Source organism: Bacillus sp. FSL P4-0248, from assembly GCF_038593305.1.
Classification (GTDB): domain Bacteria; phylum Bacillota; class Bacilli; order Bacillales; family Bacillaceae; genus Bacillus; species Bacillus safensis.
In genome coordinates this window covers 1,766,918-1,784,480 of record NZ_CP151983.1, presented here as the reverse complement: position 1 = coordinate 1,784,480, position 17,563 = coordinate 1,766,918, and the positions used below count along the sequence as shown (strand labels likewise).

Annotated in this window: 16 protein-coding genes; 13 read left to right on the top strand and 3 right to left on the bottom strand. The window is 39.1% G+C overall.

Going from position 1 to position 17,563, the window contains the following annotated elements; all coding sequences use genetic code 11:
* Positions 1 to 10: 10 nt before the first annotated feature.
* The gene (locus NST65_RS09005; RefSeq protein ID WP_041117607.1) at positions 11 to 1,531 is read right to left on the bottom strand and encodes an MDR family MFS transporter; all 1,521 of its coding nucleotides are present in this window, start codon (positions 1,529 to 1,531) and stop codon (positions 11 to 13) included.
* A 170-nt stretch (positions 1,532 to 1,701) separates the two neighbouring features.
* On the opposite strand from NST65_RS09005, the gene NST65_RS09000 reads away from it, so the two are divergent.
* The 4 genes from NST65_RS09000 (at position 1,702) to NST65_RS08985 (ending at position 4,891) form a co-directional block, all read left to right on the top strand.
* Positions 1,702 to 2,121, top strand: coding sequence for a MarR family transcriptional regulator (locus NST65_RS09000; protein ID WP_258521789.1), 420 nt, complete (start codon positions 1,702 to 1,704; stop codon positions 2,119 to 2,121).
* Positions 2,122 to 2,426: 305 nt separating this feature from the next.
* Positions 2,427 to 2,900, top strand: coding sequence for a GNAT family N-acetyltransferase (locus NST65_RS08995; protein ID WP_111927460.1), 474 nt, complete (start codon positions 2,427 to 2,429; stop codon positions 2,898 to 2,900).
* A 363-nt stretch (positions 2,901 to 3,263) separates the two neighbouring features.
* Positions 3,264 to 4,331 carry an arginine deiminase family protein gene (locus NST65_RS08990; RefSeq protein ID WP_220092504.1) on the top strand — a complete coding sequence of 356 codons (1,068 nt, stop codon included), beginning with the start codon at positions 3,264 to 3,266 and terminating at the stop codon, positions 4,329 to 4,331.
* A gap of 278 nt (positions 4,332 to 4,609) precedes the next feature.
* Positions 4,610 to 4,891: a hypothetical protein gene (locus NST65_RS08985; RefSeq protein ID WP_111927459.1), complete on the top strand. Its 282-nt coding sequence runs from the start codon at positions 4,610 to 4,612 to the stop codon at positions 4,889 to 4,891.
* A 323-nt stretch (positions 4,892 to 5,214) separates the two neighbouring features.
* Here NST65_RS08985 and NST65_RS08980 read toward each other — a convergent pair whose 3' ends face one another.
* The gene (locus tag NST65_RS08980) at positions 5,215 to 5,679 is read right to left on the bottom strand and encodes a phage tail protein (RefSeq protein ID WP_111927458.1); all 465 of its coding nucleotides are present in this window, start codon (positions 5,677 to 5,679) and stop codon (positions 5,215 to 5,217) included.
* A 21-nt stretch (positions 5,680 to 5,700) separates the two neighbouring features.
* Positions 5,701 to 6,180 (bottom strand): GyrI-like domain-containing protein, encoded by a 480-nt coding sequence (locus NST65_RS08975; RefSeq protein ID WP_111927457.1) that lies wholly within the window; start codon positions 6,178 to 6,180, stop codon positions 5,701 to 5,703.
* Between the two features lie 108 nt (positions 6,181 to 6,288).
* On the opposite strand from NST65_RS08975, the gene NST65_RS08970 reads away from it, so the two are divergent.
* The 9 genes from NST65_RS08970 (at position 6,289) to NST65_RS08930 (ending at position 17,537) form a co-directional block, all read left to right on the top strand.
* Complete coding sequence (locus NST65_RS08970) at positions 6,289 to 7,251, top strand: HTH domain-containing protein (protein ID WP_111927456.1); 963 nt, start codon at positions 6,289 to 6,291, stop codon at positions 7,249 to 7,251.
* Between the two features lie 338 nt (positions 7,252 to 7,589).
* Positions 7,590 to 9,077, top strand: a complete 1,488-nt coding sequence (gene tcuA, locus NST65_RS08965; RefSeq protein ID WP_111927455.1) for an FAD-dependent tricarballylate dehydrogenase TcuA — start codon at positions 7,590 to 7,592, stop codon at positions 9,075 to 9,077.
* Positions 9,078 to 9,254: 177 nt separating this feature from the next.
* Positions 9,255 to 10,127 (top strand): LysR family transcriptional regulator, encoded by an 873-nt coding sequence (locus NST65_RS08960; RefSeq protein WP_111927454.1) that lies wholly within the window; start codon positions 9,255 to 9,257, stop codon positions 10,125 to 10,127.
* A gap of 356 nt (positions 10,128 to 10,483) precedes the next feature.
* Positions 10,484 to 12,556 (top strand): BglG family transcription antiterminator, encoded by a 2,073-nt coding sequence (locus NST65_RS08955; protein WP_111927453.1) that lies wholly within the window; start codon positions 10,484 to 10,486, stop codon positions 12,554 to 12,556.
* Positions 12,557 to 12,571: 15 nt separating this feature from the next.
* On the top strand, positions 12,572 to 12,838 hold the full coding sequence (locus tag NST65_RS08950) for a PTS sugar transporter subunit IIB (protein ID WP_024425192.1): 267 nt from the start codon (positions 12,572 to 12,574) through the stop codon (positions 12,836 to 12,838).
* Positions 12,839 to 12,863: 25 nt separating this feature from the next.
* The gene (locus NST65_RS08945) at positions 12,864 to 14,126 is read left to right on the top strand and encodes a PTS ascorbate transporter subunit IIC (protein WP_024425191.1); all 1,263 of its coding nucleotides are present in this window, start codon (positions 12,864 to 12,866) and stop codon (positions 14,124 to 14,126) included.
* Positions 14,127 to 14,143: 17 nt separating this feature from the next.
* Complete coding sequence (gene alsE, locus NST65_RS08940; RefSeq protein WP_342489372.1) at positions 14,144 to 14,836, top strand: D-allulose 6-phosphate 3-epimerase; 693 nt, start codon at positions 14,144 to 14,146, stop codon at positions 14,834 to 14,836.
* Between the two features lie 185 nt (positions 14,837 to 15,021).
* Positions 15,022 to 16,062, top strand: coding sequence for a LacI family DNA-binding transcriptional regulator (locus tag NST65_RS08935; protein ID WP_034622055.1), 1,041 nt, complete (start codon positions 15,022 to 15,024; stop codon positions 16,060 to 16,062).
* A gap of 218 nt (positions 16,063 to 16,280) precedes the next feature.
* The gene (locus NST65_RS08930; RefSeq protein WP_111927452.1) at positions 16,281 to 17,537 is read left to right on the top strand and encodes an ABC transporter substrate-binding protein; all 1,257 of its coding nucleotides are present in this window, start codon (positions 16,281 to 16,283) and stop codon (positions 17,535 to 17,537) included.
* Positions 17,538 to 17,563 lie beyond the last annotated feature (26 nt).

The window sequence follows — 17,563 nt, the reverse complement described above, 5'->3', positions numbered from 1 at the left end:
CTTTTTCCCTTTATTCGTTTTCCTTCATTTCATTAGATGTGCGTACCCGTGCATTTCCCATAAATACGACCGTAATCGCCGCAAGTGCAATCGGGAATAATGCAAGCAAAAATACGTACGTAATACTTTGTGACATCGCATCGATGACTTTATTTAAAATATCAGGCGGAATTTGTGAGCGGGCACCTTCTTGGAAAATAGCCTGTGGATCGCCTACTTGAGAAGGGGCTCCTTTCATTCCGCTAAAGGCATCAGCTAAACGATTTGTCAGCACATTGGTTTGAATCGTCCCGAAAATCGTTACACCGAGCGTCATTCCAAGTGATCTCATAAATGAATTGGTCGAGTTTGCACTGCCTCGGTAGCGCGGCTCAAGATCATTCATTGAAGCTGACGGCAGAAGGGAGAAGCTGAACCCGACGCCAAAGCCTGATATCATCATAAAGAGTGTGAGCCACAGTCTTGCTGTATCTGGTGACATATTGGCAAGCAGCAGCATCCCAGCGAAAAATGAAATGACAGAAATAGTCATAAGACGTCTGAAAGGCACTTTCGTCTGCATCGTTCCGCCAATCATACTGCCAATGACTGATCCAATCATCATCGGTGTTAAAATGAACCCTGCACTTGTTGCAGATTCACCGTACACAGCCTGCACGAAAATAGGAATAAAGACAGCAAGAATAATAAATGTCCCGCCATATAAAAACGCCAAAATTTGAGATGTTGCAAATAATCGATTTTTAAACATCCAAAATGAGATAATCGGCTCCTCAGCCTTACGCTCAACAATAAAGAAGATCGTACCGAACACAAGAAACACAGCAAAAAGTGTGAGGATTTGCACCGAATCCCAAGCATAAGATTTACCGCCAAGCTCAAGCGCGAACATTAAGCTGACAACCGCAACGACAAGTGTAATAGCACCTGACCAGTCGATTTTCTGCTTACGATGTTCAAGCGATTCCTGATAGTATCTGGCGATCAAGAAGACACTGACAATACCAATTGGCACATTAATATAGAAAACCCAATGCCAGCCGATCGAATCCGTAATAATAGCACCTAAAAGCGGTCCGAGTACACTTGATAAACCAAAGACTGCTCCAAACATACCAGACATTTTTCCGCGCTTTTCAGGCGGGAAGATGTCAAAGATAATCGTAAATGCGATCGGAAGAAGTGCACCGCCCCCAAGCCCTTGAATGGCTCGGTAAATAATGAGCTGATCCATCGTTTGCGCGATACCGCACAGCGCTGATCCAATTAAAAAGAAAATAAGTCCAAACAGAAAAAAACGCTTTCGACCATACATATCAGAAAGCTTTCCGTAAATCGGCATTCCCGCCATCACTGCCACCATATAAGAAGCCGTCACCCAAGCAAATTTATCAAAACTACCTAAATCTGCTACGATGCTTCCCATTGCTGTTGCAACAATGGTATTGTCCATCGCTGCCATAAAAATCCCTAACAGCAAACCGATGACAACAAAGCGAGTGGATGCCTTGCCTTTATCCACATGATTCATTTCATTTACCTCCTGCTTACGTTCTCTCATTATTTTTGCTATGATCAACTTAACCATAAAGTAAGAGAACATTTATCTTGATGATCAAGATAAATTGATTTTAAAGGGAGGAGAACAAGTTGTCAATAAAGAACGAGGCTGAAGACAGAGCAGCCCAGATCATCCATACAATGAGGCGCCTCGCCACACGAACCGTTTTGTTCCACCAAGCGGCCGCTCAATCGCTCGGCCTTTTTCCAACAGATCTCAAATCCGCCGATCTATTAAACGAACTCGGTCCTCTCACAGCAGGAGAATTAAGTGAAAAAACAGGTCTTAGCTCAGGTGCGGTCACAGCTCTCATTGACCGCCTTGTCAAAGCGGGCTACGCCAAAAGAGAAAAAGACCCAAAAGACAAACGAAGAGTCATCATTGTCCCACTAACAGCAGGAAAATCACAAGTGAAAGAACTTTTCCAATCCTTATCAGCATCAACTAAACAGCTTACAAACGAATACAAACCAGAAGAATTAGATTTAATCATCCAATTCATTTCAGAAGCAGCTGAAATAATGGAACAAGAGCTGCAATTACTAAAATCTAAATCGTAAGAAAGCGCACTGATGCGTTAAATAGACGAAACTAATAAGAGGATACTATGTTCAATAGGTGAGCATATATCCTCTTTTCTTATGCATATTATATTCGTTAATTAGATGTTGAAAAAATTGTATAATATGTATACAACACATTGGAACATAAGTTTGTTTTTGATGGAGGACGTAGCCCACAGCGGGAGGCGTAGTGAGGTCTTTAGACCGAGCGTTAATATCTTTTAGTTATGAGGGTGCAAGAAGTTCTCATTGAGAATAACAACATAGGATGCTTATCCGAATAAGGGGAGGTATAACAGAAAATGGAGATTATAAAGTTTAAGGAAACTGATACAAAAGAGATTGTTTCATTGTTTTATGAAACAGTTCATTCCGTAAATTCAAAAGATTATTCCCAAGTACAATTGGATGCTTGGGCACCAAGAGATGAAAAAGAATCTAAAATTAATTCTTGGAAGGAATCATTGGGTCAAAATATAACATTTGTTGCTAAAGTTCATGATAAAGTTGTTGGTTTTAGCGATTTAACGCATACCGGGTACTTAGATAGACTATTCGTACATAAAGATTATCAAGGACAAGGTATAGCCACAGCTTTAGTGGATATGCTCGAATCTGAGGCAAAGAAACTAAATCTTTTAGAAATTGATACCGAAGCAAGTATTACAGCTAAGCCATTTTTTGAACATCTAGGTTACAAAATTGTTTGTTCACAAACTGTCGAAAAAAAGGGGGTGAAGTTGGCTAATTTTAAAATGCTAAAAAAAATAAAATAATCATTTTCTTGTTATGCTAACAGGTGCGTTAGTTTAAGAAGAAAGGGTATAACATATTAGTCATATGAAATATGTTATACCCTTTTATTTATCTTGATAATTTTTAGGTGTGCTTTTTTTAATGGGAAAAATAAGCCTGCACTGGATGAAGAATTTTAGATTTCTTTGGATCTGATATACAGAAGGTGAATTCGATGAACTATCACTTGAATAGATTCAAAGGTTTAGAGATGAAAAAGGATTGTTACCATAAGCTGAAACCTTTCCACTTTAAAAATAAAAAAAGCATAAAAGTTAATAAATATTTAAGATTTAATCGTTACTATTTTGATTAACCACAAATAAAATGGAGGGTTAATTGAAATGAGAAGAAAATTGATTCATTTAGTTGGCTTTGCTGCGGTAATGGCCGTTATTGTAACAGGGTGTTCGCAGTCAAAAAGCTCAGACAGCGTGAAAGTAAAAGCAGAAAAAGTCTCAGCTGAAAACGAAAAAAATAAAGGAAATGTGTATGTAGAAAGTGAATTCGCTCCATTAAAACGTGTCGTTTTGTCTCAGTCTGAAGTTTATTTTCCGGAGGAAGATAGCGGCTCAAACATGATGGAAGATATGAAAGATATTCAAAGCAAAATGGAAAAAGAACGTGAAGAGTTTAAAAAAGTACTTCAGAAATACGATGTATACACCCAAATGCCACGCCTTTTAACAGAGGATGAAAAGAAATTAGGTTTAGCTGAAAATGGTATAACTGGTGGAGCAGGTGCTACGAATTTCTTTGTGAGAGATCCATTCTTTACAATCGGAAATCACATAATTGAAGGATCGTTCTTTTCAAGCTACCGCAGACTAGAAGTTCTTCCAGCAAGAGATATCCTTTTAAAAGAGGTAAAAGCGAACAAAAATCCATATGTTGCTGTTCCACAGCCCGATGTTTCAAAGGGCATAAATTCTAAGACTGGGCCATTTTTAGAGGGTGGAGATATTCTTGTGTACGGGAAAACAATTTTTGTTGGGAACTCTGGTCAAGCATCTAATAAGGAAGGAATCGATTGGCTTCGTCATTATTTGACACCAGATGGTTATAAAGTAGTTGAAGTGAAACTCGAAAAAAATACACTTCACCTTGATTGTGCCATTAGTTTTGTGCGAGACGGTCTAATGATTGTGAATGAAGACTCACTACCGAACGGAATTCCAGATGAATTAAGAGATTGGGATAAAATAAAAGTAAGCTACAAAGATGCGCTAAATTTAGCTATTAATGGGCTGCCTATTAATGAAAAAGTATATGTAACAGATACAGCATATAAAAATACAATTGGAAAAGAATTAGAAAAAAGAAATATCAAAGTGGAATATGTTGATTTTAAAATAACAAGAAGCTTTGGTGGCGCTTTCCGATGCACGACTCAGCCATTACTGCGTAAATAAATACATCCTGAATAAGAGCATCTTTATTATATGTAGATCATCGTATAATAGAGACAAGAAAAACGAACCGAATATGTTGTCCAAAAAGAAGAACCTGTGGACGCTTATCATTGAGCACTTTCTCCAAAACAAATTAAAAAGTTGATTGAAAGAGATGTTACTTCTTCTGATTTTTGGAAGAAAAGAGCGATTAATTGGACTAAAAGGGATAATGAGTATTTGATTAAAGGGGAAGTTCCAAGCCAATATATTAAGGTTTCACCTAAGGAGTGAGAATTGTGAAATTATACTTTCTAAACGAGTTTTTAGGAGATATACGCGATATTAATGTTGATGGTATGTGGGTTAATGGTGAGATTACCCCTTCAAATAATATAGACAAATTTAATGATTTTTTCGCAGCACTTGTTGATGAAGAAAATGATTTTGTAGAAACAAATTTTAACGAAGAATGGTTAGATGATAACAATTGGTACATTGTTGATGATGAAAATAAAAGAAGGGGGATATATATACCTGCAGTTTATCCTGATAGGGAAATTAGCTGGCGGTGGAGATGATTTACAGAATTTATAGATTATAAAAAACCTTGATGGGCTTATGCCTTTCAAGGTTTTTGGTGTTTATTGGACTCCTATTCGAGAAAAAGCCGAGAAAAAGGGGGATGGAGACCTTTTTTCCTGTGTGGGTCATCGTATGATAGAGACAAGTAAAACCAGCTTTTATAGTGAGTGTTTTTTGAATAATGAGAGGCTGGTACAATAAACAGAAAAACATCCTCTAATAATGCATAGAGAATGCTGCTCTGTTTAAAAGTGGAAATAACTTTAGTTTATTTGTTCAATCAAATTCACAAATTCGAGTGAAGAAAGTATTTCTAACCTCAATACTCTCCTTTAATTTTAAAAAATGACCCACGAATCGTTCCAGCTAGTTTAGACTTTTGCCTAGCAAATTTAAATTTCCCTTCTAATTCCTTTGGTACTTCCATACCTTCAGAAAGCTTAAAACCAACAGCGCGTTTTTTAGGGTCATCCAATGTATAAAGGACGTTAATTGCAAGACCATCCTCATAAAAGACGTAGGTCCATTTGATATTTTCTACTTGAAAACTTGTCGTTTCTAAAGGTTTGGCTGCAAACTCTAGTTCACGTTCTTCTTTTAACACTCGGTTCACATAATCAAGGGTCTCCTGACTTTCGCTAGCAGGTAATACTGTAAATTCATGCTTATATTTGTTCATAAAGTAACGAGCCTCATTCGCTCGTAAGCCAGCAAGTGCTTCTGCTACAGGTGAAGATTCTAAACCAATCGTAGACACATTTTTAAAATCAACGATATAGGCCATTTCTATCCCTCCAAATCCTTCTTATTTTCGTACAACAGGAATCCACATCTCACCAAGTAATAAGCCGTTTCGCTGCTCCATCTCTACCACTGCATTTGGTCCACCAACATAGGCGAAATTCTTTGCTTCAGGCAAGACTTGACCAAATGCAATACCAGTAAGCGTTTGATGCAATTCATCAGCGGTTTTAGCTTCCCCTTTAACGATTAGATATTCCCCTTTAGGAAATTGAATCACTCTGTCCGCTTCTGGTAACGATTCCTCTGTCATGACCCCGACATAATGCATCAGCTTGTTATTTACCGCTTCGTTTACGATAAAAATACAGTCATTTGAGGCAATGGCTTTTAAGGTGTCAAGCTTACCTTCTTGTGTGACTGCTTGCCAAAAGTCTGCTTTTTCCTTCGTTATGCCCGCATAGTCTGTGTAATGACTCTTAAGTTCAGTTCCAATACCTAACACGTGAAAGCTGTCTTTTTCTTCTAGTATATAATCTGTCATATTCTACACATCCTTTTGAAAAATTGATCAAATGTTTTTTCTTTTCACTTGATAAATATATAATAGGCTTAAACCATGTCAAAAAATGATACTGTTTAGGGGGGCCAGATGAAAAAAGTTGAACGGATTAATACCATCATGCGGTATATCAACAACCGCGCCAACTTTACAATTTCTGAAATCATGAGAGAATTTAATATCTCTCGTTCGACAGCAATTAGAGACATCAGAGAAATTGAAGCTATGGGGATGCCGCTTGTCGCAGAAGTCGGAAGGGACGGGGGATATTTTGTGATGAACAACTCTGTCCTGCCAACTGTTCGTTTTACCGATAATGAGATTAAAGCTCTTTTTATTGCCTTTATGGCTACGAGAAACCAACAACTCCCTTATTTAAAGAGTCGTCAGTCTTTAGCTGAAAAATTACTAGGACTCATCTCAGAAACCCAGCAAGATGACCTTGTTCTTTTAAATCGCCTCTTACTATTTGAAGGGACTAATCCGAATAATCCTGATCTGCTTGATTTGACAGATCTCCCTCATCCCATGTTAGAAAAATTAATCCAACTGCTTATTTTGGATCGATATTTACTGATTACCATAAGAGAGGAGAACGTGATAAAGTCCTATCCGATTTACCTCTTGAATCTTTATCGTGAAAAAAGCCTGTGGCTGATTGAAGGCTTTGATTTAAAGGAGGAGAAGAAACGGATTTTGCCTGTCGACCATCTCACAGATGTAGAACCATGCTCTACAAATATTCGATTAAGCAGGAAAAAGATTTTAGAAAAACTAAGTAAACAGGAAGAAGTAATTAACCTTGTCCTTGAACTTGGTCCAAAGGCAATTGCACAGTTCAAAAAATACCATCCTTTCAAAATGTCAATTTCTTATACGAATCCTTACCAAACTACAGCCATTTTAAAGACTTTTATTGATGTTAATCATACAGAAGAAATAACCGAAATAACAAATTGGCTATTTTTCCTAGGCGATGATATCAAGGTCAGGGAAATGCCTGTAGAAATCTTGGAAGGTTTACAAGAGAGACTCCTCCTATATTGTCCATAATCAATGCTGGTTAGACCTCATGGTAACCGTACCATAAGTAAATAGGTTTTTTTAGAAAGTGCCTCTTCCTTAACTGGGAAGGCATTTTTATATTGTAGAGGGATCTAACTCCTTCATATTAGTTTGAACCATTAACTCTAGAGAATTTATCTAAAAGTCCTTGTGCTTAATTAGCTAAATGTTTACATAGATAAACCTATTAATAATTGCAAGCAATCAACAGTTATAAACAAAATTTTAAATTGAATTAAAAAAACATATATTTCACTTATGGCTAAATCTTCTTTAACATTAAGGTACATTTATGTTACAAAATAAAGTCAAGGAGGAGTAGCTGAGTGAATAACTCATATGATGTTATCATTGTTGGCGGGGGTAATGCGGCTTTGTGTGCTGCTATTAGTGCGCATGAAGGAGGGGCAAATGTACTTGTTCTTGAAAGGGCACCTATGGAAAAACGTGGAGGAAATTCATATTTCACAGATGGTGCAATTCGAGTAGCCTATAACAGATTAGATATGTTAAGAGAAGTGCTTCCGGATTTGACAGATTATGACTCAGAACAAATTGTAATGCCTCCTTATACAGAGGATGATTTCATGAATGATTTGATGAGAGTGACTTCTGGTAAAAGTGATAACAAATTAGCCCGCCATTTAATTTCAAAATCTTTTGAAACTATTAAGTGGATGTATAAAAACGGAGTAAAATTCGAATTAAATTATGATAATCAGTCATATGAAAAAGAAGGAAAGCGGCATTTTTGGGGTGGTTTACCTCTTAAGACTTCTGGAAAAGGTGTTGGCCTCATCAAACAACTTTATCAATGTGTTGATCAATTAAGAATAAAAGTGGAGTATGATGCCAGAACGGTTGATTTAATTAGTGTTGATGATGGGGTAACGGGTGTAGTAGTTGAAAAGAACGGTGAGTTAGTTCAAATTTATTCTAAGACCGTCATTCTTGCATGTGGTAGTTTTGAAGCAAATAAAAAGATGAGAATCGAATTCCTGGGTAAGGAATGGGAAGGTGCGATTGTCAGAGGTACGGAATATAACACTGGAGACGGCTTGGATATGGCAGTGAAAGCTGGAGCTTCTAAATATGGAGATTGGGGCAGCTGCCATTCTATAGGCACTGATTATAATGCTCCAGCGGTTGGTGATTTTAACAAACCTGGCGATATTTACAAGAAATCCTCTTTTCCACTTGGCTTAATGTTTAATTTGGAAGGGAAGAGATTTGTAGATGAAGGAGCAGATTTTAGGAATTATACGTACGCTAAATATGGAAGAGAAATTCTTAAGCAGCCCGATCATAAAGCATTTCAAGTATTTGATGCCAAAGTACATCCATTATTACGCGATGAATATACTTTGGACGAAGCTACCTGCTATCAAGCTGATAGCTTAGAAGAACTTGCAGACTTAATGAAAATCAGTAAAGAAGTGTTTAAAGATACGATACAAGAATATAATTTGTCCGTGCAAGAAGGAGACTATAATCCTTCCATTAAGGATGGAAAGGGGACTGTAGGGATAACGCCACCAAAAACAAATTGGGCGCTGACAATAGATCAAGCACCTTATTATGCTTATCCGGTAACATGCGGTGTTACCTTTGCATTTGGCGGTCTTCGAGTGAATACAAATGCAGAGGTCTTAAATTCTAAAAATAAACCTATCAAGGGTTTATACGCAGCTGGTGAGATGGTAGGGGGTATTTTCTATGAGAACTATCCAGGTGGTTCAGGTTTAATGTCTGGTTCAGTATTTGGGAAAACTGCTGGTTTCAATGCTGCATCATTTCTAAAACAACATGCATAGAAATAGGGTAAGGGGGACTCTTAAAGAGTCCCCTTTACATATTTGATATGCTCTCTGCATGTAAATCAGCACGTATACTTCGTGTTATAAGGTTCGTGTAGGATGTACAAATAAAGTATTATTCAATTTAACAAGAACACATCTATAATTATAATAAACTTAGAAAGGATGACCACTATGGATGAAAAAGATTGGATTTTACTTGATATCCTTTACAATGAGCAAAATTTAACAAAAACAGCGGAAAAGTTGTATACATCTCAGCCCTCAATTACTTATAGATTAAATAAGATTGAGGAAGTTTTTGAGATTAAATTGTTCAACAAAAGACATAAGGGAATTACCTTTACTGTAGAGGGAGAGCATTTAGTTTTCTATGCACGAAGAATGTTAAAGGAACTGCAGGATACCAAGGATCAAATCGTTAACTTAGGAAAAGAGGTACAGGGACACTTAAGACTTGGCGTTTCCAGCAATTTCGCACAATATAAGCTCCCAAAATTACTTAGAGATTTTTCCAACATGTATCCCAATGTCCAATTTAGTGTGCAAACTGGATGGAGCACTGATGTCATGAAGTTATTAGATGCAGGTATTGTACAAGTTGGAATAATTAGAGGGGACCATCGATGGAAAGGAGAGAAGGAGAGGCTTACAAAGGAAAAATTACTAATCATCTCTAGAGATCCCATTAATATAGGACAGCTTCCTTTGTTACCATTTATAAAATATCAGACTGATAATTCTTTAAAGACTATTCTCGATGATTGGATGTACGACAATCTAGTCCTGCAACCAAACATAGCTATGAAAGTTGATCGACATGAGACATGCAAAGAAATGGTGAAGCAAGGGCTTGGGTACTCGATAGCACCCGAGATTTGCTTAAGAAATTCAGATAAACTATATACAATGGAAATATATGATACTAAGAAAAAGCCATTAACTAGAGATACTTGGCTCATGTATGATCAGAAATCTACAGAGACTAAAACTGTTAAAGCATTTATTGAATTCCTAAGAGGAGAACAAGTTTCATCTGTATTATGACATCATTTTGTATTTGTTCTTAAAAGACATTCTTTTTTTGAAATCGCATTCACTCGATCTACGGTAGGCATGGGCAGTAGCCAAGGGAAAAGAAATCAAAAGATGATAAGAAGTGAAAAAACCTTGGCTGGCTTTATATCATTCAAGGTTTTTTGCGTTTATTGGTTCGCAAACACGCAAAAGAAGACAAAAAACCCTTTGTATACAAGCCTGAAAGCACACACTCAAATGGTGTGTTTTTTTTATGAAAAGAGCACACAATCGCTGCACAGCACGTGCTGAAGACATTTGGACTTCTTTGATGCATGTGAGTTGATTAGACTTATAAGCAAAGGGAAAGAAAGGAGGAATTCCAACTGTACTTAACCAAAAGGGGCACGACGTTACTATCTATGCTGCTTCATACGACATCTTATCTATCAATAGAAGATTTGCAGAATCGAATGAACGTTTCGACTCGAACCGTTTACGCTGAAATCAAGCGAATGAACAGCTGGCTTGAAACTCATCAGCTTAGTGGTGTGCAGCGAAAAGGCCAACGTGGCTATTATTTAAATCCTCATGAAAAAGAAATCATTATTCAAAAAGCTGATACCATTCTTGTTGGTCACGATTATGAACCATGTGTAAAGGAACGAAGGGCTATCTTGCTTTTAACCATTGCATGCAGCGAGCATTGCCTAAGAATAGATGATTTTATGAAGATGACAAAGGTGAGCCGAAATACATTACTCGAGGATATGAAACAGCTAAAAGAAGCGCTCTCAAAGCAGGAGATCACACTCCGCTATCAGGCAGCAAGCGGCTATGTCATTTCAGGAGACGAAAGGGCCATTCGATTGGCACTCAAACCTTATATACATTTCATTCGCACCATGATAAAAAACGAAAAAACGTTTCCGTCGTTTTGGTTAAAGGGACCTATTTCATCCAAACGGGTACACCATCTCCTCCAGCAGTCAGAACAAGAACTTAAGCTTGAATTTGCAGATGAGATGCTGGATCAGCTCTCTTTGGATCTCTTTTTTTACTTTAAGCGGATGAAGCTGGGGCTTGCTGTACACATTTCAAACGAAGAAAAGCGAACATTGCAGGAAACAGAGGAATGCTTGGCGGCTATTCGTTTCATGGCACAGATTCAAAAAGAGGCCAGTCTCATTGTTCATGATGATGAGATCTATTTTCTTAGCACCTTATGGCTCAGTGCCAAAAAACAAAAACTTCCATCAATTAAAAAACCAGAAGAACATCTCATTCGCACCATCGCCAGAAAAATGATATTTGACTTTCAGCGATATGCTTGTATTTCCTTTCAAGAACCTAAAGCATTGGAGCAAAACTTAACAATGCATTTAATCCCAGCCTATTACAGGCTCATCTATCACATTAGTATGATCAACGAACTGACGGATTCTATAAAAAAAGCACAGCCAGAAGTGTTTGAAATCACTCAAAAAGTTGCATGTCATTTAGAAAAGGCCGCCTGTTCAAAGTTGAGTGACCATGAAATTGCATATCTCGCCATGCATTTTGGCAGCTGGATGAGAAGAGAAGGAATTTCATCCATTGCCAGGCGTTCTGTATACATTGTCTGCGGAGAAGGAATCGGCACAAGTAACATGCTGAAAACTCAGCTTCTCGAATTAATCGGCTACATTGAAGTACGCGGACTGTTATCAAAGCGTGCATATGAAGAATTAGCAGCAGTTGATGCAGATTTCGTTGTGTCCACAACACCTATTTCGTTTAAAGGAAAACCAGTTCATCTCGTTCATCCTATTTTAACTGCCTATGAGAAAAAAACATTACTTCAATACGGAAAAGGCTCAGAAACGAAGATTGACGAGAAGCATGTAAACGCTTTATTCAACATCATTCAGCAGCATACCATCGTACAAAATAAACAAGCACTGCTTCATGACATTCGAGAGCTGCTACATCCCACATATGTATCCTATCAGAAAGGGTGGAACCCAGTGTTAAAAGATTTATTAACAGAACAAACCATCAAGCTCCACCAAACAGCAGACACATGGCAAGAGGCGATTACAAAAGCGGCGCAGCCTTTACTTGATCAAAATGCTATTAAACCAAGTTATGTAGAAGCCATGATACAGTCTGTTCATCAAAATGGTCCTTATATTGTCATTGCACCACAAGTGGCCATCCCACATGCAAGGCCCGAGGATGGCGTGAACAAATTGAGCATGACTCTCATGTCCTTCAAACAGCCCATTTCGTTTTCAAAGGATGGAAAAAAGCAGGTGCGGCTTGTCATTGTGTTAGCTGCCATTGACAGCATGAGCCACTTGAAAGCACTCAAACAGCTGACCATGCTGTTAAGTGAAGAGAAACGCACGAAACAATTGATGGAAGCAGAAGAGTTAGCATCGGTTCAAAAACTAATTGATCAATTTTCACAAGTATAAAGGGGGAGTAAGAAAATGAAAAAAATTCTTGTTGTATGTGGAAACGGGTTAGGAAGCAGCTTTATTGTAGAAATGAATGTCAAAAAAGCTTTAGAAGAATTAGGTCTTAAAGCTGAAGTGGATCATACCGATCTCAGTACAAGTAAAAATGAACAAGCCGACCTTTATATCGGAGCAGCTGATATTATTGACCAGCTGAATGACGGCACAAGAAATGTGGCTGGCTTAAACAATTTGTTAGACCAGGAAGCCATTAAAGACGTCCTTCGTCAACACATTTAAGTCATGAAAAAGGGGGATTCACATCATGATAGAACTGATCATGAACGATATATTGGGCACACCTGCCATTCTCATCGGTTTGTTTGCACTAGCCGGTTTACTTTTGCAGAAAAAATCAGCTGCAGACACTGTGTCAGGCACCTTGAAAACAACCATGGGTTTCTTAATATTAGGGGCGGGCGCTACAGTCGTCTCTGATTCACTTGGGGTTTTTCGAAAGATGTTTGAAGCAGCCTTTCACATTCAAGGGGTTGTCCCAAATACAGATGCTATGGCCGCCATTGCTCAAAAGGAATTCGGTACACAGACAGCACTTATCATGATTTTTGGTATGCTGGTCAATTTGTTACTTGCAAGATTTACACCCTTTAAATATGTCTTTTTGACTGGTCACCACACGTTGTATATGGCGGCGATGCTCGCCGTCGTTCTCTCGACAGCCGGCATGCACGGGTGGCTGCTCATCTCCACTGGCTCCATGATATTAGGGGCAGCTATGGTCATTGCACCCGCAATCCTTCAGCCGTTTACGAGGAAAGTCACCGGAAGCAATGATCTCGCGCTCGGACACTTCAGTACTTTCGGTTATTTTACTGCGGGAATGATCGGCAAATGGGTTGGATCTCCAGAAAAATCAACGGAAACCATTCAAGTGCCTAAATCACTCGGTTTTCTAAGAGATACATCTGTTGCCATTTCGATTACAATGGCTTTACTGTTCTTTGCAATCGCACCGTTTGCAGGAATTCCTTATATAGAACAAATTAGCGGTGGCACGAACTTCGCTGTCTTCATTCTCATTCAAGCGATTACGTTTGCTGCTGGTGTGTACATTATTTTAGCAGGGGTACGGATGGCCATTGGCGAGATCGTGCCTGCGTTTAAAGGGATTGCCGATCGATTCGTGAAGGGGGCAAAGCCGGCACTTGATGCGCCAACCGTTTTTCCATTTGCGCCAAATGCGGTCATTATCGGTTTTTTATGTAGCTTTGCAGGAGGCATCGTATCCATTTTTCTTTTACCTTTGTTTGGTTTAACTGTCATTGTCCCTGGACTTGTCCCGCACTTTTTTTGCGGTGCTACAGCAGGCGTGTATGGCAATGCAACAGGAGGGGTTAGAGGTGCTGTCGCTGGGGCCTTTGTAAATGGATTGCTTCTTTCCTTTTTACCTGCCTGTTTATTACCTGTGTTAGGAGCCCTTGGCTTTGAAGGGACGACGTTTGGAGATACAGACTTTGGTATCATCGGAATCTTGATTGGATTGATCAAGTTTTTATTTCAGCTGTAAAAAGGAGGAGCCTGAGAATGACAGCCGTTTTTTCACCTTCACTGATGTGCATGGATCTAACGCACTTCCGTGAACAAATCCATCTTCTCAACACAAGAGCAGACCGGTACCATGTCGACGTGATGGATGGGCATTATGTGAAGAATATGACGTTATCACCCTTTTTCATTGAACAGCTTCGGAAACTGACAAATTTACCGATTGATGTTCATCTAATGGCCGAACATCCGCAGGAATTTTTAATCGATGCATGTATTGATGCAGGCGCAACGATGATTTGTTTACACCCAGAAGTCGTGCAAAAAGATGCCTTTCGAATCATCCGGCATATTCACCAAAGAAAATGTGATGTTGGCTTTGTTCTAAATCCCGCCACACCAGTTGCAGCATTAGATTCCTTTATTCATTTAATAGACAGAGTGACGATCATGACAATCGATCCAGGCTTTGCCGGACAGCCTTTTATTAAAGAAATTCTTCAAAAAATTAAACAGGTGAGAGATATCAAAAAGCACGGAGGATACTCGTTTTCAATTGAAGTAGACGGCTCTTGTAATGAGAGCACGTTCCGGCTGCTTGCTGAGGCTGGAAATGAGATTTACATCATCGGCACCTCAGGTTTATTTGGACTTCATAAAGAACTCGACACTGCTTGGGAAAGAATGAAGCAAATATTTGCAAAAGAAACAGCCTCAATCGAATCACGTTAGTAAAAGAGAGGATGAAAACCATCCTCTCTTTTACGCAAATTTTACTAAAACACAATTCATTCACCAAAACTTACCCAAAAACAAAATAAAAATCAAAAATTCATAATTGAAAGCGCTTTATTTATGTGTTATCCTTCAAATATCTTTAGTAAATATTTAGTCAAATAACGATGAGGAGTTTGCCTATGACCACACTCAAAGATATTGCTCATGATGCAAAAGTGTCCGTTTCCACTGTATCCCGTGTGTTAAATGGCGATCAAACGCTTGCCGTTTCACACGCAACGAGACAAAACATCCTCGACATTGCTAAGAAGTTAAACTATACCCCAGTGAGAGCAAGAAAAGCAGATCAAACAGAAGAAAAAAGCCCATCTGAATCCCCAGTCATCGGTGTCGTTGTCGCTCAATCCATTGACGAAGAATTAAATGATCCCTTTTTTTCATCGATTCGAAAAGGAATTGAAAAAGAATATGCTAAACAAGGCTTGTCCACTCTCCATACCTTTCGCCTAAGAAGCATGGATAAAGGGGCGATGCTAAAGGATATTGACGGCTTGATCGTCATTGGACGAATCAGCCCGGATACGGTTGAAAAAATGACAAATCGAATGGAACACATTGTTTTTATCAATCATTATGCGGATGAAGATTTGTATGATTGTGTACATGTGGATTTTGTCAGAGCGGCAGATCGCGCCATTCGTCATCTGCAATCTCTTGGCTATACACATCTAGGCTATATTGGCGGGAAAGAGCGGGAGCATTATTTTGAAGGTAATGCTGTGATTGAGGACGAAAGACAAACGACGTTTATGAAAAGAATGCAGGAGGCGGGCGCTCTTCATATGGAAGACATCCACATTGGTGAATACTCCATGCAAGAAGGCTATACGCTTATGCAGCAAGCGATCAAAAAGGGAAAACTGCCGCAAGCCTTTTTCATTGGAAGTGACTCTATGGCAATCGGCGCAATGCGCGCTCTGCATGAAGCCGGTCTACACGTACCTTCAGATGTATCCATTGTTGGGTTTAATGACATTGAAGCCGCGTCATTTTCAAGTCCGCCGCTTACGACCGTCAAAGTATATACAGAAGAAATGGGGGAAGTCGGTCTGAAGCTTTTGCTTGAGAGAATAAACGGAAGAAAACTTCCTCTAAAAGTCGTCGTGCCAACAACACTCATCGAGCGAGGCAGTACATGTCTCATCCATGAAAGGGGGTGAACCATAGATTTCAGCACACAAAAAAGAGACAAAAAAGCAGAAAGCAAGCTGCTTAGCATGATGGCCAGATCATGCTAAGAACAAGGCAGCCTGCCGGTATGCTCTCTTATCTCTTAGAAAAGAATAGAATTCCAGTATAATGGACTTCCTTTGTTTCCGCAACTGCATGAATTCTACCGATTATCGTCTGAATTTTCAGTGATTAAAAGGAGGAAACCATGAATAAAAAAATCATGCTGCTGACTGCTGCCATGTTCTTGACCATGATTTTGTCTGCTTGCGGTAATAACAGCTCATCTGAAGCAAATGGAAAGGTCACCTTGACGCTATTTTCAACGATGAGTAACAGCGGGGAAAGAAAAGCGTTTGAAGAAGTCATTCGCGAGTTTGAGAAGGAGCATCAACAGATTCGAATCGATGCTAATTTCCCAGGCAACAGCTATGAAGATATGATCCGCGTCAAAATGGGAGCAAACGATATGCCAGACCTGTTTGATACACATGGCTGGGCCAAACTGCGCTATAGCGAGTATGTGGCTGATTTAAAAGAGATGGATTGGGTCAAACAGCTTGATCCTTCACTCGACCAGATTTTAAAAGACCAAGATGGGAAAGTGTACGCTTATCCGCTGAATCAAGCAAAAGACGGGCTTAGCTTTAATGCCAATCTATTAAAGGAATATGGCATAGAAGTGCCTAGAACACTTGATGAATTAAAATCTGCTTTGCTGACAGTGAAAGAAAAGAGCAAAGGAGATGTTGTGCCGCTCTGGATACCAGGAGGAGATAACTCAAATATTGCCCAAGTCTTTGATGAGCTGGCGACGCCTTTATTAATCACCGATCAAAAGCATCAATACGGAAAAGAACTTGAAAACGGATCATTTGATTGGTCTCTCTATACCCCGCTTGCACAATTCATGAAAGCTCTGAAGGATCAAGACCTTTTAAACAAGGATGTCCTGACAGCGAAACTATCTCAAGCGCCTGAACTCATGGCACAAAACAAAATCGCCTTCACCTTTGTCGGAGGATCCTTAGGACCTGAAGCAACAGAGCTGAATTCATCGATCAAAGTAGGCACGATGCCTGTTCCAGCCATTCATAAAGGAGATGAACAAAGCTGGATTGGCGGAGAACGTTTTACTGTTGCTGCTTGGAAAGGCTCTAAGCATCTAAAAGAAGCAAAACAATTCATCGATTTTTTAGCAAAACCTGAAAACGCAAAAAAAATCGCAGAGGGCACATCCTCTGAAACAGCTCTAAAACAAGTGAAAGCGAAAAACTATTACTCTACATTTTACGATCAATACGAACAGGTGAAGATTGAACCGTATTTCGATCGAAAATACTTACCAAGCGGAATGTGGGCGGTCATGGCAACAACCGGTCAAGAATTATTAGCAGGCTCCATCACACCAGAACAGTTATCAAAGAAAATGGAAGAGGAATATAAGCGTTTGAAAAAACAATAGCCGATGGATGCTGAAACAGGAGTGAA

Coding starts and splice junctions, on each gene's coding strand:
- NST65_RS09005 (WP_041117607.1), bottom strand. CDS start 1,531: ATGAATCATGTGGATAAAGGCAAGGCATCCACTCGCTTTGTTGTCATC.
- NST65_RS09000 (WP_258521789.1), top strand. CDS start 1,702: ATGAGGCGCCTCGCCACACGAACCGTTTTGTTCCACCAAGCGGCCGCT.
- NST65_RS08995 (WP_111927460.1), top strand. CDS start 2,427: ATGGAGATTATAAAGTTTAAGGAAACTGATACAAAAGAGATTGTTTCA.
- NST65_RS08990 (WP_220092504.1), top strand. CDS start 3,264: ATGAGAAGAAAATTGATTCATTTAGTTGGCTTTGCTGCGGTAATGGCC.
- NST65_RS08980 (WP_111927458.1), bottom strand. CDS start 5,679: ATGGCCTATATCGTTGATTTTAAAAATGTGTCTACGATTGGTTTAGAA.
- NST65_RS08975 (WP_111927457.1), bottom strand. CDS start 6,180: ATGACAGATTATATACTAGAAGAAAAAGACAGCTTTCACGTGTTAGGT.
- NST65_RS08970 (WP_111927456.1), top strand. CDS start 6,289: ATGAAAAAAGTTGAACGGATTAATACCATCATGCGGTATATCAACAAC.
- NST65_RS08960 (WP_111927454.1), top strand. CDS start 9,255: ATGGATGAAAAAGATTGGATTTTACTTGATATCCTTTACAATGAGCAA.
- NST65_RS08950 (WP_024425192.1), top strand. CDS start 12,572: ATGAAAAAAATTCTTGTTGTATGTGGAAACGGGTTAGGAAGCAGCTTT.
- NST65_RS08945 (WP_024425191.1), top strand. CDS start 12,864: ATGATAGAACTGATCATGAACGATATATTGGGCACACCTGCCATTCTC.
- alsE (WP_342489372.1), top strand. CDS start 14,144: ATGACAGCCGTTTTTTCACCTTCACTGATGTGCATGGATCTAACGCAC.
- NST65_RS08935 (WP_034622055.1), top strand. CDS start 15,022: ATGACCACACTCAAAGATATTGCTCATGATGCAAAAGTGTCCGTTTCC.
- NST65_RS08930 (WP_111927452.1), top strand. CDS start 16,281: ATGAATAAAAAAATCATGCTGCTGACTGCTGCCATGTTCTTGACCATG.